This is a genomic window from Parasedimentitalea marina (genome assembly GCF_004006175.1).
GTDB classification, from domain to species: domain Bacteria; phylum Pseudomonadota; class Alphaproteobacteria; order Rhodobacterales; family Rhodobacteraceae; genus Parasedimentitalea; species Parasedimentitalea marina.
In genome coordinates this window covers 737595-751536 of the sequence record NZ_CP033219.1, presented here as the reverse complement: position 1 = coordinate 751536, position 13942 = coordinate 737595, and the positions used below count along the sequence as shown (strand labels likewise).

Here is a 13942-nt window from a genome sequence, read left to right as displayed (position 1 = left end):
CCATTTAATGCCGCGCCGAAACAACCTGCTTGGACAATCGAACCACTATTTTGCCATCCAAGCGGTGCACTTCTGCCTCACCCGGTGGCCGGTCCGCAAGCATCTCAGGTGGCAGGTCGCCACATTGTTCTGGATGCACTTCACAAGTGATGACTGATCGACCAGTCAGATAGGCTAAGCGCAATCGCAGCCCCCGCGGGTTCTGGATTCCAGAGCGATCGGCATTCAACAGTGATTTGTAAGTTCCAGTCACATACACCGGTTCATGTCCTGAACCTATACTTGCGGCCATGGCGCGGGTCTCTTTTTGCCAGGCCCCATAGATCAGTGACTGTTGAAACGTTCCGGCTGCATAGGCCATCACAAAGAAAATCAGCACATTACGGCTTAGCCGTTCGCGCAACCCGCCTTTTTCACACAGTTGAAGGACCAATAGGACCAGTAACACAGCATACATGGCCCAGGCGAAACCGATGACACGCACAGGCAGTGAAATTCCAGATTTCACTGTTTGCAGAAAGATCAGCCCCAACCCGGCAGAAATTCCGCACAGGATATAGCCGACACGCAAGGGGTCCCGTCTGCCACAGACCACAACAGCCGTAGCCATCAAGGCCAGATGCGCCAGTGTCATTGGGAAATATCCAAACCCCAGAACACGCCCGCTTTCATACAAAAACGTACCAATCTGCTTGGCGTTTTCCAGTACTGACGCCAGATCATGCGCCGGTGTGGCATTGCGCCAAGGTGCCATAGGTACACCAAAGATGCCGTGTTCGAAGGAGTTGAGCGTATAAATCACCAACATCCCCAGCGCAAAACTGGCAATAAACACAGTCATCAAACTACCAAGATCACGAAGCGATCGCTGGGTATCCGCGCGGCTCAGGCAAAGAGCTAACAAAAAGAGCGGGTATGTCGTGTAGGTCAGCAATGTGAGCGGCACGAACACCACCAGTAACCTACGTGCGGTGCTCTCGGTAACCCGAGTGGAGATCCATGCATACAGTGCAACCAACCCCATCCCGGGCATCAAGGTGTTGAACCAAAGTGAAATCAGCAGGGCCGATGGCACCAGCGTCACCAGCAGCGCCAGGGCAACACGATGCCAAAGCTCGGCTTTGTTGCTCAAAGCAAGGTTTGCCAGACAGGCCGCAAAGACAGCCCAGAAAAACTGATAGGCCAGATAGCTAAGCCAGGATGGCGTCACCACCCCACGAAAGTGCCACAGATAATTGAGCCAGCGCCCCTCATATAGGGTTTTGGTATAATACCAACTCGGCTCGGCCAATAAGGCGGCAAAGTCATCGTGCCGCACCATTGGGTCCAGCACCTGCAACCCGGACGCCAGCAACAAACCAAGACAGGTCAGCACAATTGTAGCCGTCAAAACTGAGATGTGACCTAGGCGACCGCCGACAACAGCAAGAGGCGCATCGCTCATCCATTTGCCTTTCGGGCCCTATTCGTCAAATATGCGGCGCGCACCTGGGCAAATTTTGTCACCAAACCGCGCGGCATCAAGGACACAATTCCCCGGCGCATTCGCCAGCCCAAGCTCCCAGCCAAAGGCACTTTTTGCCCGACCGGGATTTCACAAGCTATCACCTCGGCTGGGAGCCCATCGCGGCCCGCTGCATTGGCATAAAGCACTGTATTGTAACGATACCAGGGTTCGACACCGGCAGTGCCTTTGAGTTGAGGGCGGACACAATCAAACGGAGTGTATCCGTGAGACGCAAACAGATCCTGCCAAAACGACAGTGGTTTTTCGTTGATATGAAATTCGCCGCCTTGTCCAGGAACCGCGGCTGAAAACAACACCCTGTCGGCATGCCGGGTTAGGCTTTCCACCAGCGCCTTAGACGCGTTCTCGGCTAAATGCTCGCCAACTTCCAGACTTTGGGCCAGATCGAACCGGCGACCCAGATCTACAGTTTTGGTCAGGTCGGCGGCATGGAATTTGTCTTTGGGCACTGCCAATCGATCCCGGTCGACATAATCGCCATCCACTGCCGCCACATCAAGCACGCCAGCCTTGGTCCACTCGTCCGTCCAGACACCACGCCCTGACCCCAGATCCACCACACTTTTTGCGTTCAGCCAAGGCTGCACTACACTTATCATCGCCTGTGCCGATGTGCGGGCGCCAGCGTCAATGTAGTCATAAAACTGGTTAGAATATATATGAGGCATCTCCCGCCCTTTCCTTTGTTCGTCTGCTTCTGCAAAAACCCAGATGCGGAAAATGAGGTAATTCTGTATTGGTAAAACGATGGCCACGACACTTGCCGAAACAGCTTCAGGCCAGCCCAGTGCCGGACCCAAGGCTCCGGTAATGCCCGCAGACACCAGATACCCCAGCCCAATCGTACACGAGAACCGAACAATTTGGTCCGGTCGCCCCAATGGCTTTCGAAACGTCCACCAGGTTTGCCCGACATACTGGATCGAGACGGCGATCAGAAAAGCCAGGAAGTTTGCCCAAGCCTGATCTAACGACAGGGCCAGGAAAAGCAGATAAATGGACACGTATAGCCCAGCGACAACCGTTCCCACGGTCGCAAATCGCAGGAACTGGGCCTGTGCTGCACTGATCATGATGCTTTTGAGGTGCTGGAGGGCTCAGTCACCACGCTGGTGACAACCGGATCTGATCCTTGTTGCAATTGCGTTGGCACACCTGTCTCCTGAGACAGGAAGTACAACGGCCGCTGCTTGCTCTCCATGTATAGACGGCCAACGTATTCGCCCAGGATCCCAAGTGTCAGCAGTTGGATACCCGAGAAGAACGAAATCGCCAGCAACATTGATGCCCAACCAGGCGCAGTATTGAACATCACCAGAGACCCAAACACATAGACTGACATGAACACTGTCACCAGCAGACTGACAAACGACAGGCGTGTGGCTATTTTCAACGGTTTGGTCGAAAACCCCGTGAGTGCATCGGTGGCAAATCGCAGCATGGCCCGGAATGGGTATTTGGTTACACCTGCCACCCTGGCATCTCGGACATATTCCAGCCCGACCTGACGATAGCCAGCCCAGGCGAACATACCACGAATAAATCTGGACCGTTCCGGCATACCCAAAACAGCATCCAGAGAGCGACGGCTTACCAATCGAAAATCACCTGTATCTTTCGGAATGGCCACATCCGACAAGACATTCAGGAACCGATAGAAAAGATGGGCGGTCAGCCTTTTGAACAGGGTCTCGCCCTTGCGTTCAGCGCGACGGCCGTAGACCACGTCATAACCGCGATCCATCATTGCCATCATATCCGGAAGAATCTCGGGTGGATCTTGCAGATCCGCGTCCAGCATGAAGATACGTTCACCACGCGCCGCTTCCAGCCCGGCGGTCAGCGCCACCTGATGACCACGGTTGGCCGACAGACGCAGCCCGCGCAATTGCGGCACCTGCGCGCTGGCCACTTCCATGGCCGCCCAGGTTTCATCATCTGAGCCGTCATCCACCAGGATGATTTCGGCCCTATCTGCCCAAGGTGCAATCGCCTGTGCCAGCCGCTCAACCAGCAGCGGGATCGACTCATCCTCGTTAAAGCAGGGTACAACAACGGAAAGGTACACCTTACACGTCCCCACATTTGTTTTGTTTACTCGATGGCGCAGATACTGACCCATTGCATGGCATCACGCCAACATTTGCCGGATGGTCCGGCATTGTCGGACACAATGGTTAACGGCTTGTGTGGTTTCAGCCACAAACTATGGCATTGACGTGGCAATGATGCCCTAAGTGCCACTATTCGACCTTTTTTGACGAGTTAATCGCAGATTCGACAGGAATCAGCAGCAGCCCGGTGCCAAGCGTCACACAAATTAGACCAGATCGCCGCGTTGCCAAACCTTCTCGATCTGCAGCGCTTCGTTCAGGTGCAAGACATCGGCCTGTCGGCCCTCGGCTAAAGTCCCTATATCGCTTGCCCCAATCAATGCGGCAGGAAACTCGCAGGCCATAGCAAGCGCCATTTCCAGAGAGACCCCGCACATTTCAACAAGGTTTCCAACTGCGGTTGCCAATTCCAGATGCGCCCCGGCTAGGGTGCCATCCGCAAGGGTCAGCCGATTGCCACTGCGGTGAATGTCACGTCCGTTCAAGGTAAAACACTCAGTGTCAGCCCCGGCGGTGGCCATGGCGTCACTCACCAGAAAGATCTGCCCTGGTCCCTGCTTGGCGCGCAGCGCCAGTGACATACTGGTGGGATGCACATGAACACCGTCGGCAATCAGACCGGCAGACAAAGCACCCAGCGCAAGCGCCGCGCCCACAGTGCCAGGTTCGCGCCCGTTGATCTGACTTTGGGCGTTGAACAAATGGGTGACACAGCGTGCACCAGCCTGGACCGCTGCCTTGCAAGTGTCAAAATCCGCCTCTGTGTGACCCAGAGACACCAAGATACCGGCGGCGCTCAGCGCCGTGATCTGATCATTGCTGACGTTTTCAGGCGCAACAGTGATCTTTAAGACCGGTATCCGTTTTGCCGCATCCAGCAATACAACCATATCCGCATCGCTCATGCGCCGGATCAAGCCTGCATCATGTGCGCCTTTGCGGGCCTTTGACAAATGTGGCCCCTCAAGATGAAGCCCCAAAATCCCCGGCACGCCGTCTGCCAATGCTGCCTCGACCGCCTTAATGGATGCAGATAAATGACTTGGAGTATCGGTGATTAAGGTGGGCAGAATTGAAGTAGCCCCAATGCGGGCATGGGCCTGCGCAATTCTGCGCAAAGTAGCCACATCCTGCTGATCATTCAGCATCACCCCACCGCCACCATTGACCTGCAGGTCAACAAATCCGGGCACCAGGTAGCCACCATCCAGATCTACTACATGGGCGTCAGAGGGAACCTGCTGGTTCGACACTATGCCCTCGATATGCGCCCCGCGCAGCAGCAGCACTTTGTCTTGGCAAAACCGCCCGCCCTCTAGAACCAAGGCGCCCTTCAGTGCTGTCAGCTGTTGGCTCATACCGTTTCCGTAACTTTCTTCAGATGTCGGGGCGCATCGGGATCTACCCCACGCGAAGTGGCAAAGGCCTCGACCATTGAATAGAACGAGACGATCAGGCTCAGCGGGTCGGCCAATCCATGATCCGTTCGGATGTGGTCAATACAGGTGGCGCCCTGCACCTTGGTGGTGGTGGCAAAAACCCGTGCGCCTTTGGCGGCCATTTGATCAGAAACCTCAGCAAGCGCGTTTTCAGCCGCATCACCTGCCGCAAACCCCAGCACCGGGAACCGCTCACCCACAATCGACACTGGCCCGTGCAGCACCTCAGCCGAGGAATAGCTTTCCGCGTGTAGCTGACAGGTCTCTTTGAACTTCAACGCGGCTTCGTTTGACACCGCCAGAACCGGCCCCCGCCCCAAAGTGAACAAGGATTGCTGCACCCCTATGGCGTCCCGCACTTCGGGCCAGTCGATCCTTGCCGCAGATGCCAGCTGCTCTGGCAGCGCCCGGATCGCCGCAAGCAACGCCCTGTCTTGACGCCATTCGGCCAGCAGCCACAATCCGGCAACCGCCGAGGTGACAAAAGTCTTGGTTGCTGCAACGCTCAGCTCGGGGCCAGCCTGAATATCGATAGAATGGGCGCTGACTTTCGCCAGGGGTGAGCGCGCCTCGTTGGTCAGCGCCACGGTCAAGGCGCCGTCCCGGCCGGCGTTGCGTGCCATCGCGACAATGTCCGGGCTTTGCCCCGATTGTGACACCGCCAGGCCTAACCCTTTGCTCAGTTTCAGCGGGGCATCATAAACCGAGGCGACCGATGGCCCAACCGAGGCCACCGGCACCCCCAGCAACAATTCCGAGACGTATTTCGTATAGGTGCACACATGGTCCGACGATCCGCGTGCAACAGTCATGATAAACGCCGGGTCCCGATCCCGCACTGCGCTTGCAACCCGCGCGATGTCCACTGCGCCCTCGGTCAGCAGCCGCTCGACGGCCTCGGGGATCTCATCGATCTCGCGGCGCATTTTGGTGCTCTGGATCATACTGTTAGCTCCTATTGGTCGGCGAGCCGCAACTCAGCCACAAAGTCATATGCATCGCCACGGTAGATAGAACGGGTGAATTCGACCACGCGTCGGTTGGGCAGATACGAGGTGCGCGAGATGCGCAAACCGGCAGCGCCCGGTTCCACACCCAGCAAGTCGGCATCCTCATCCGTCAAGTTCACAGCCGAAATCCGCTGCAGGGCACGCACAGGACGGTTTCCACCGGCCTCCAGAACCGCATACAACGACGTTTCCACCTGCAAGGGGTTGGGCAATATATCGATCGGTAACGAGGCCCGCTCGATCGCCATGGGGCGGTTATCGGCCCGGCGCAGGCGTTCGACCCGCGCCACCGATTCACCCGAGGACAAGGCCAACACCATCACCTCTTCGGGGGATGCCATGTGAATGCCACGCCCCAGCCACTCACTGGACGAACTCAACCCGCGCCGAAGCATATCCTCGGTAAAGGATGTCAGCAGCGACAGTGTTTGTTCCACCCGTGGAGGTGCATCGGAAACGAAGCTGCCGGACCCCTGACGCTGAACAACAATGCCGCGATCCACCAAATCCTGCATCGCACGACGCACAGTCACGCGCGACAGACCAGTCAAACTGGCAATTTCCCGTTCGGCCGGCAGTGGAGCGCTTTTGGGCAACATTCCATCGCGAATAGCCACCTCGATCCTAGAGCGCAGGCGGACATACCGGGGGCCGGTCACGTCATCCAGCCACTCTCCGGGCTTAAAGAGTTCATCAGCTGTCATGTTTGCTCCTGCCGGATCTGCACCGCAAAGCGACGCGCCAATTCCAACGCCCCGTCCAAAGCCTCACCCTGAGGGTCAACCAGGCTGGCCGCAATTTCCGGTGGCAGGAAATCCGCGTAATGCGCTGCAACGCCACCAATCCCACATACAGGCTCGTCCGGTTCACGGCCCAGCGCCGCCAATGCCTTGCAGATATAATCCGCGCCGGCCTCCATCAAAACGCGCCCCGTGACATCACCAGTTTTTGCGGCCTGCACCACGCGCGGTGCATAAACACCATAATCGGCGGGCTGTGCCGCAATGGTAAATCTCACGATCCGAGCTACATCATGCTGGAACTCACTCAAGCAGGACTCAACCAGATCGCTGGTATCCTCCAGCCCATCCAGCACCAACAGTGCCCGGCGCAGCAGCCCCCGGCCCAGCCAACTCCCCGAGGCTTCGTCCCCAAGAACAGGGCCGTAACCGCCGATGAAAGCAATATTACCTTGCGATTGCCGCGCCAAAAATGAACCGGTTCCAATACCGATCAAGCTGCCGGATCGCGCGCCCAGCGCACCAATCACTGCCGCATGGCGGTCATCCTCGATCAGCGCATGGCGCGATGGCAACCCCTCAGCAACAGAGCGCGCGACGGCGCCATCCACCACTCCGGCAAGCCCCGCATACAACGGAATATCAACCAATTGCCGCACATCCAGGCCAGCCTTTGAACACAACTCAGCCAAACCATCCCGCATCGTTTCCAATGCAGTTTCATAATCGGAAAATACATTTGCGCTGCCGCGCCTGACCGAAACCACGCCGGTAGGCGTCTTCAGGGCAAGGCGGCACGAGGTGCCGCCGCCATCAATGGCAATACAAAAGGTGTGCTGCGAGTCAGTCATTCGATACCTATACAATACCTTTAACCCAAATGAAAGACCCATACCCAGCGCAATACGTCGGAAATCGCGGAAAACTCACCATTCATGAATAAATGGTAGACAAAAGGTATTGCATAGGTATTAAATAGTGCATCCGCAGGGGGAATCACATGAGCACGACCAGCTCTCGACAAACAGAAACGCTACATGGCAACGCCAAGGGCCTTGATCTGCAGCCAGACGGCGCGATTTTAGAGCAACTATTGGCAAGCCAGCTGCAGGCTTTGCAGGCGACCGCAAGCGCCGCGTCCGAACTTGCCGCTGCCGCCGGGTTAATGGTGCAATCCATTCGCGCGGGTGGTCGCCTTCACTATGCGGCAGCGGGTTCCTCTGCTTTGATGGGGCTGGCGGATGGCGCTGAAATTCCTGGCACCTTTGGACTGACCGCGGATCGCATCGCCATCCACATGGCCGGAGGCGTGCCACACGACGGCAAGATGCCTGGACATACCGAAGATGACACAGCCAGCGCTATCACCGCGGCAGCCGAAGTTAAGCCGGAAGACGCGGTCATCGCCATTTCCGCCAGTGGCTCCACCCCTTACCCACTCGCATTTGCCAAGGTAGCGCAAGACAACGGGGCCTCGGTGATTTGCATCGCCAACACGGCCAATGCACCTATGTTTGCCTATGCAGACGTCGCGATTCACCTGGACACACCGCCGGAACTGATTGCGGGGTCAACCAGACTGGGTGCCGCCACTGCGCAAAAGGCCACTTTGAACATGCTCTCTACTTTGATGGGTATCCGCTTGGGTCACGTCTTTGACGGGATGATGGTCAACGTTGTGGCCGACAACGACAAACTGCGCAGCCGCGCCGAAGGTATCGTCCGCCAGATCGCGGATGTGACGCCGACCCTCGCCGCCGAGTGCCTGCTACGGGCGCATGGCGCTGTAAAACCGGCCGTGATTATGGCGTCGGATACCCTGTCGCTGGAACAGGCGAACCAAATTCTTGACGAAACCAACGGAGACCTACGCGCCGCTTTGCGGCACTTACGACCTCGGCCACTGGGCTGAAAATCAATAATCTTGGGAGGACTATCAATGACACGTAAAATTCTTAGCTTGGCACTTTTGGGCTCAACTATTCTGGGCGGCGCTGCCGCCGCCGAAGTGACGCTGACAATCGAAAGCTGGCGCAATGATGACCTGACGCTGTGGCAGGACACAATCATTCCCGCGTTCGAGGCAGCTAACCCCGACATCAAAGTAAAATTTACCCCATCAGCCCCTGCCGAGTACAACGCGGTGCTGAATTCAAAACTGGACGCGGGCAGCGCCGGCGATCTGATCACCTGCCGCCCCTTTGACGCCTCGCTGGCCCTGTATGATGCCGGCCACCTGGCTGACCTGTCTGACCTTGATGGCATGTCCAACTTCTCCAGCGTTGCTAAATCTGCCTGGCAGACTGATGACGCTGCAGCCTCGTTCTGCATGCCGATGGCGTCGGTGATCCACGGCTTTATCTACAACAAAGACGCCTTTGCAGAATTGGGCCTGGAAATCCCGGAAACTGAAGCCGAGTTCTTTGCGGCGCTTGAGACGATCAAAGAAGACGGTAACTATATCCCGATGGCGATGGGCACCAACGACCAGTGGGAAGCCGCCACTATGGGTTATAACAACATTGGCCCGAACTACTGGAAAGGTGAAGAAGGCCGTCTGGCATTGATCGCAGGCGATCAAAAGCTGACCGATCCACAGTGGGTTGCACCCTACGAAGCGCTGGCCAAATGGGGCGAATATCTGGGCGATGGATATGAAGCGCAAACTTACCCGGACAGCCAGAACATCTTTACCCTGGGTCGCGCTGCGATCTATCCGGCAGGCAGCTGGGAAATCACTGGCTTCAACGCACAGGCCGATTTCGCCATGGGCGCATTCAAGCCACCTGTACAGGCATCGGGTGACACCTGCTATATCTCGGATCACACCGATATCGCATTGGGTATGAACGCAGCCTCTCCTAATGCCGAGGCCGCCAAAACCTTCCTTAACTGGATGGGCACATCCGAGTTCGCCTCGATCTATGCCAACGCGCTGCCTGGTTTCTTCTCGCTGTCGAACCACGATGTGGCGATGGAAGACCCGCTGGCACAAGAATTCGTCAGCTGGCGTGGCGAGTGTGAGTCCACCATCCGGTCGACCTATCAGGTTCTGTCACGCGGCACACCAAACCTGGAGAACGAGACCTGGGGCGCTTCGGTCGCCGCGATCAAAGGCAGCAAGTCAGCCACAGATCTGGGCATGGAACTGCAGGACGGTCTGGCCAGCTGGTACGCACCGCAGAAATAAGACCACTCACGCACCAAAGTTCCGGGCCCCTTGTTGGCCCGGAACATTCAACGGGAAGAGGCGAGCATGAAGATTTCAGGCATCAAATGGCACATCGTTATATTCTTGGCCCCTGCTGTGCTGGTCTACACAGCCATCATGATCGTCCCATTGTTCAACACATTGCGACTGGCCCTGTTCACCGAAGTCGATCAGGTTCGTCAGTTTGTCGGGTTGGACAATTTCCGCACTCTGTTTGGTAACCCTCATTGGTCGGAACAGTTTTGGAACGCCTTGGGCAATAACTTCTGGTTTTTCTTCATCCACATGATTGTGCAGAACCCGATTGGCATCGCCCTTGCTGCTATCTTGAGCCACCCTCGGCTGCGGTTTGCCGCGATCTATCGCACCGCGATCTTTGTGCCCACGATCCTGTCATTTGTCATCGTCGGCTTTGCCTGGAAACTGATCCTGTCACCCATTTGGGGCATCACCCCGGACATGCTGAATGCCGTCGGCCTGAAGTGGCTCTATGCGCCCTATCTGGGCAAAGAGGAATACGCGCTGACGACACTGGCGCTGATCTCAGTCTGGCAATTTGTCGGCATCCCGATGATGTTGATATACGCCGCCCTGCTGTCGATCCCCGAAGAGGTGCTCGAGGCCGGAGAAGTGGATGGGATCACCGGGTTCTCGGCCTTCTGGAAGATCAAACTACCACTGATCCTACCGTCAATCGGGATCATTTCGATCCTGACCTTTGTTGGCAATTTCAACGCCTTTGACCTGATCTATACCACCCAGGGCGCCCTTGCCGGCCCGGCCTTCTCAACCGATATTCTGGGCACCTTTATGTATCGCACGTTCTTTGGCTTCCAGCTGCAACTGGGGGATCCACACATGGGATCTGCCATCGCCAGCGGCATGTTTGGCATCATTCTGGTGGGTGTTTGTATCTACCTGTTTGGTATCCAGACCCGCCTACGCCGCTATCAGTTTTAAGGAGGCTCAAGATGTCTACAGCCCGCGCCAATCCGCTCAACAGCATGGCCGCCCATGTTGCGCTGATCACCTATACCCTTATTGCGTTGTTCCCGGTGTTTGTGATCCTGATCAACAGCTTCAAAACCCGCAAAGCGATCTTTCGCGACCCACTGGCCCTGCCCGATGGTGATACATTCACCATGATCGGCTATCAGACGGTGATGAAGCAGGGGGATTTCTTCCTCTACTTTCAGAACTCAATGATCGTCACCGTGGCCACATTGTTCTTTGTACTGCTGTTTGGCGCCATGGCCGCCTTTGCGCTGGCCGAATACCGGTTCAAGGGCAATTTGTTGATGGGCCTGTATCTGGCGCTAGGGATCATGATCCCGATCCGCATCGGCACCGTCGCCATCCTGGAGATGATGGTCAGCACTGGACTGGTCAACTCGCTATGGGCGCTGATCCTGGTCTACACAGCACAGGGCCTGCCACTGGCGGTGTTTATCCTGTCCGAGTTCATGCGGCAGGTCAGCGAAGACCTTAAGAATGCCGGCCGCATTGACGGGCTCAGCGAATATACCATTTTCTTCCGGCTGGTCCTGCCCCTGGTGCGCCCGGCGATGGCAACGGTGGCGGTGTTCAATATGATCCCGATCTGGAACGACCTGTGGTTCCCGCTGATCCTGGCCCCCGCTGAAGAGACCAAGACCCTGACACTGGGCAGCCAGGTATTCATCGGTCAGTTCGTCACCGACTGGAATGCGGTTCTGTCGGCCCTGTCGCTGGCGATCCTACCTGTGATGATCCTCTATGTGATCTTCTCACGCCAGTTGATCCGGGGTATCACGTCAGGAGCCGTCAAATGATCCGTGTTCTGATCGCCGGTCTTGGCAATATGGGCCTGTCCCATGCGCTGGCCCATCACAACCATCCGGACGCGCAGATTGTCGGGTTGGTCAACCGATCCGGCGTTGTCACCAACGCCGACTTGCAAGGCTATCCGGTATTCACCGATTTCCACAGCGCCCTGGCCGAGGCCAAACCGGACCTCGTGGTGATCGCCACCTACTCCGACAGCCACGCAAATTATGCTATTGCCGCGATGGAGGCAGGCGCGGATATCTTTGTCGAAAAACCCTTGGCCACAACCCTTGCCGATGCCCGCCGCGTGACGGCAAAGGCGGCCGAGCTGAACCGCAAACTGGTGGTCGGATACATCCTGCGCCACCATCCCTCGTGGATGCGGCTGATCACAGAGGCGCGCGGGTTGGGAGGGCCATTTGTGTTTCGGATGAACCTGAACCAGCAATCCAGCGGCGAGACCTGGGAAACCCACAAGGCACTGATGCAAACCACGTCGCCCATCGTGGACTGTGGCGTACATTATGTCGACGTCATGTGCCAGATCACCGATGCGAAACCCGTACGGGTCAATGGCATGGGCCTGCGTCTGTCTGATGAGATTGCCGAGGACATGTATAACTACGGCCAGTTTCAGGTGGTGTTCGATGATGGCTCGCTTGCCTGGTACGAGGCCGGCTGGGGCCCGATGATGTCTGAAACAGCCTTCTTTGTGAAAGACGTGATCTCACCCAACGGATCCGTTTCAATTACCGAAAAAGACAAATCCGGGTCCGATGATGTGGACGGCCATACCGCCGTCGGAGCCTTGCTGGTGCATCGCCCCGACGGTGACAGCCTCATCGATCTACCCGGAGAACCCGGCCATCAGCAACTATGCGATGCCGAACAGTCCTATGTTTTGCGTGCAATCTCGGAAAACATAGACCTGACCCGCCATATGAGTGACGCCGTTTCGTCGCTTGAAATCTGTTTGGCCGCCGACCAGAGCATTCGCTCGGGCCGCCCTGTTGACCTGACTGGATCCTGATCATGACCGCTCTTCTTCTTAGCAATGTCTGCAAATCTTTTGGCCAGGTCCAGGTGTTGAAAGACATCAACCTGCATGTCGAAGACGGCGAGTTCGTGGTCTTCGTCGGTCCCTCGGGCTGTGGAAAATCAACCCTGCTGCGAGTGATTTCCGGCCTCGAAGAGGCCACTTCGGGCGATATTGAGATCTGCGGCACCCTGGTCAATGACATCCCCCCTGCCAAACGTGGCATCGCCATGGTGTTCCAGTCCTATGCGCTGTACCCGCATTTGACGGTGCGCGACAACATGGCGCTGGCGCTGAAACAGGCCCGCATGCCCAAAGACGATATTGCCGGGCGAGTTGCCGAGGCCAGCCGGATGCTGTCGCTGGAAGATTACCTGGATCGGCGTCCCGCAGAACTGTCGGGTGGCCAGCGTCAGCGGGTCGCCATTGGCCGCGCCGTAGTGCGCGAGCCGGATCTGTTCTTGTTCGACGAACCCCTGTCGAACCTGGATGCGGCCCTGCGCATGAACACCCGGCTGGAAATCGCCCGGCTGCACCGCCAGCTTGGGGCCAGCATGATCTACGTCACCCATGATCAGGTCGAGGCAATGACATTGGCCGACAAAATCGTGGTGCTGCGCGATGGGCGCGTAGAACAGGTCGGCTCCCCGATGGAGATCTACAACAACCCCGCCAACCGCTTTGTCGCCGAATTTATCGGCTCGCCGTCGATGAATTTCGTTCCGGCGGAACAGCTGGGTGGTGCCCCCGGCAAACATATCGGCATTCGCCCCGAATACGCCCGGATCACCGATAATGGCCGCCTTCCGGGCACCGTCATTCATGTGGAAAAGCTGGGTGGTGACACCAATATCCTGATCGATCTGGGCGGTGGCCTATCCTTTACGTCACGTGAGTTCGGACAATACGACATTGCAATCGGTGATCGGGTCGCCATCGACTTTGATGATTCGAAGTGCCTGACTTTTGATTCCGATGGCCAGCGTGTATAGTGCCGATATTCGGGTCGGATTGATCAAAAAGCGCGTTTCATTTCACAAATACCCTGCATTTTCGCC

Annotated in this window: 13 protein-coding genes; 6 read left to right on the top strand and 7 right to left on the bottom strand. The window is 56.9% G+C overall.

Going from position 1 to position 13942, the window contains the following annotated elements:
• Nucleotides 1–4: 4 nt before the first annotated feature.
• The 7 genes from EBB79_RS03700 to EBB79_RS03665 form a co-directional block, all read right to left on the bottom strand.
• Nucleotides 5–1444: a hypothetical protein gene (locus tag EBB79_RS03700; protein WP_127747640.1), complete on the bottom strand. Its 1440-nt coding sequence runs from the start codon at nt 1442–1444 to the stop codon at nt 5–7.
• Complete coding sequence (locus EBB79_RS03695; RefSeq protein ID WP_338045789.1) at nt 1441–2601, bottom strand: GtrA family protein; 1161 nt, start codon at nt 2599–2601, stop codon at nt 1441–1443. Before EBB79_RS03695 ends, EBB79_RS03700 begins: the two co-directional genes overlap by 4 nt.
• A complete protein-coding gene (locus EBB79_RS03685) occupies nt 2598–3596 on the bottom strand; it encodes a glycosyltransferase family 2 protein (RefSeq protein ID WP_127747639.1) in 999 nt (332 codons plus the stop codon). Before EBB79_RS03685 ends, EBB79_RS03695 begins: the two co-directional genes overlap by 4 nt.
• Nucleotides 3597–3848: 252 nt before the next feature.
• Nucleotides 3849–5000, bottom strand: coding sequence for an N-acetylglucosamine-6-phosphate deacetylase (nagA, locus tag EBB79_RS03680; protein WP_127747638.1), 1152 nt, complete (start codon nt 4998–5000; stop codon nt 3849–3851).
• The gene (locus EBB79_RS03675; RefSeq protein ID WP_127747637.1) at nt 4997–6025 is read right to left on the bottom strand and encodes an SIS domain-containing protein; all 1029 of its coding nucleotides are present in this window, start codon (nt 6023–6025) and stop codon (nt 4997–4999) included. Before EBB79_RS03675 ends, nagA begins: the two co-directional genes overlap by 4 nt.
• An 11-nt stretch (nt 6026–6036) precedes the next feature.
• A complete protein-coding gene (locus tag EBB79_RS03670) occupies nt 6037–6795 on the bottom strand; it encodes a GntR family transcriptional regulator (protein ID WP_127747636.1) in 759 nt (252 codons plus the stop codon).
• Complete coding sequence (locus EBB79_RS03665) at nt 6792–7682, bottom strand: glucosamine kinase nucleotide-binding domain-containing protein (RefSeq protein WP_127747635.1); 891 nt, start codon at nt 7680–7682, stop codon at nt 6792–6794. Before EBB79_RS03665 ends, EBB79_RS03670 begins: the two co-directional genes overlap by 4 nt.
• A gap of 149 nt (nt 7683–7831) precedes the next feature.
• Here EBB79_RS03665 and EBB79_RS03660 point away from each other — a divergent pair, with 149 nt between their 5' ends.
• The 6 genes from EBB79_RS03660 to EBB79_RS03635 all read left to right on the top strand — a co-directional run bounded on the left by EBB79_RS03660 (nt 7832) and on the right by EBB79_RS03635 (nt 13876).
• Entirely contained in the window at nt 7832–8743 is a 912-nt protein-coding gene (locus EBB79_RS03660) for an N-acetylmuramic acid 6-phosphate etherase (protein WP_127747634.1), read from the top strand.
• A 27-nt stretch (nt 8744–8770) separates the two neighbouring features.
• Nucleotides 8771–10021 carry an ABC transporter substrate-binding protein gene (locus EBB79_RS03655; RefSeq protein ID WP_127747633.1) on the top strand — a complete coding sequence of 417 codons (1251 nt, stop codon included), beginning with the start codon at nt 8771–8773 and terminating at the stop codon, nt 10019–10021.
• A gap of 66 nt (nt 10022–10087) precedes the next feature.
• A complete protein-coding gene (locus EBB79_RS03650; protein ID WP_127747632.1) occupies nt 10088–11002 on the top strand; it encodes a carbohydrate ABC transporter permease in 915 nt (304 codons plus the stop codon).
• Between the two features lie 11 nt (nt 11003–11013).
• Complete coding sequence (locus EBB79_RS03645) at nt 11014–11853, top strand: carbohydrate ABC transporter permease (RefSeq protein ID WP_127747631.1); 840 nt, start codon at nt 11014–11016, stop codon at nt 11851–11853.
• Nucleotides 11850–12878, top strand: coding sequence for a Gfo/Idh/MocA family protein (locus EBB79_RS03640; RefSeq protein WP_127747630.1), 1029 nt, complete (start codon nt 11850–11852; stop codon nt 12876–12878). Before EBB79_RS03645 ends, EBB79_RS03640 begins: the two co-directional genes overlap by 4 nt.
• A gap of 2 nt (nt 12879–12880) precedes the next feature.
• Nucleotides 12881–13876 carry an ABC transporter ATP-binding protein gene (locus EBB79_RS03635; protein WP_127747629.1) on the top strand — a complete coding sequence of 332 codons (996 nt, stop codon included), beginning with the start codon at nt 12881–12883 and terminating at the stop codon, nt 13874–13876.
• The last annotated feature ends 66 nt before the right edge of the window (nt 13877–13942 follow it).

Coding starts and splice junctions, on each gene's coding strand:
- EBB79_RS03695 (WP_338045789.1), bottom strand. CDS start 2,601: ATGATCAGTGCAGCACAGGCCCAGTTCCTGCGATTTGCGACCGTGGGA.
- EBB79_RS03670 (WP_127747636.1), bottom strand. CDS start 6,795: ATGACAGCTGATGAACTCTTTAAGCCCGGAGAGTGGCTGGATGACGTG.
- EBB79_RS03660 (WP_127747634.1), top strand. CDS start 7,832: ATGAGCACGACCAGCTCTCGACAAACAGAAACGCTACATGGCAACGCC.
- EBB79_RS03675 (WP_127747637.1), bottom strand. CDS start 6,025: ATGATCCAGAGCACCAAAATGCGCCGCGAGATCGATGAGATCCCCGAG.
- nagA (WP_127747638.1), bottom strand. CDS start 5,000: ATGAGCCAACAGCTGACAGCACTGAAGGGCGCCTTGGTTCTAGAGGGC.
- EBB79_RS03635 (WP_127747629.1), top strand. CDS start 12,881: ATGACCGCTCTTCTTCTTAGCAATGTCTGCAAATCTTTTGGCCAGGTC.
- EBB79_RS03665 (WP_127747635.1), bottom strand. CDS start 7,682: ATGACTGACTCGCAGCACACCTTTTGTATTGCCATTGATGGCGGCGGC.
- EBB79_RS03700 (WP_127747640.1), bottom strand. CDS start 1,444: ATGAGCGATGCGCCTCTTGCTGTTGTCGGCGGTCGCCTAGGTCACATC.
- EBB79_RS03650 (WP_127747632.1), top strand. CDS start 10,088: ATGAAGATTTCAGGCATCAAATGGCACATCGTTATATTCTTGGCCCCT.
- EBB79_RS03640 (WP_127747630.1), top strand. CDS start 11,850: ATGATCCGTGTTCTGATCGCCGGTCTTGGCAATATGGGCCTGTCCCAT.
- EBB79_RS03645 (WP_127747631.1), top strand. CDS start 11,014: ATGTCTACAGCCCGCGCCAATCCGCTCAACAGCATGGCCGCCCATGTT.
- EBB79_RS03655 (WP_127747633.1), top strand. CDS start 8,771: ATGACACGTAAAATTCTTAGCTTGGCACTTTTGGGCTCAACTATTCTG.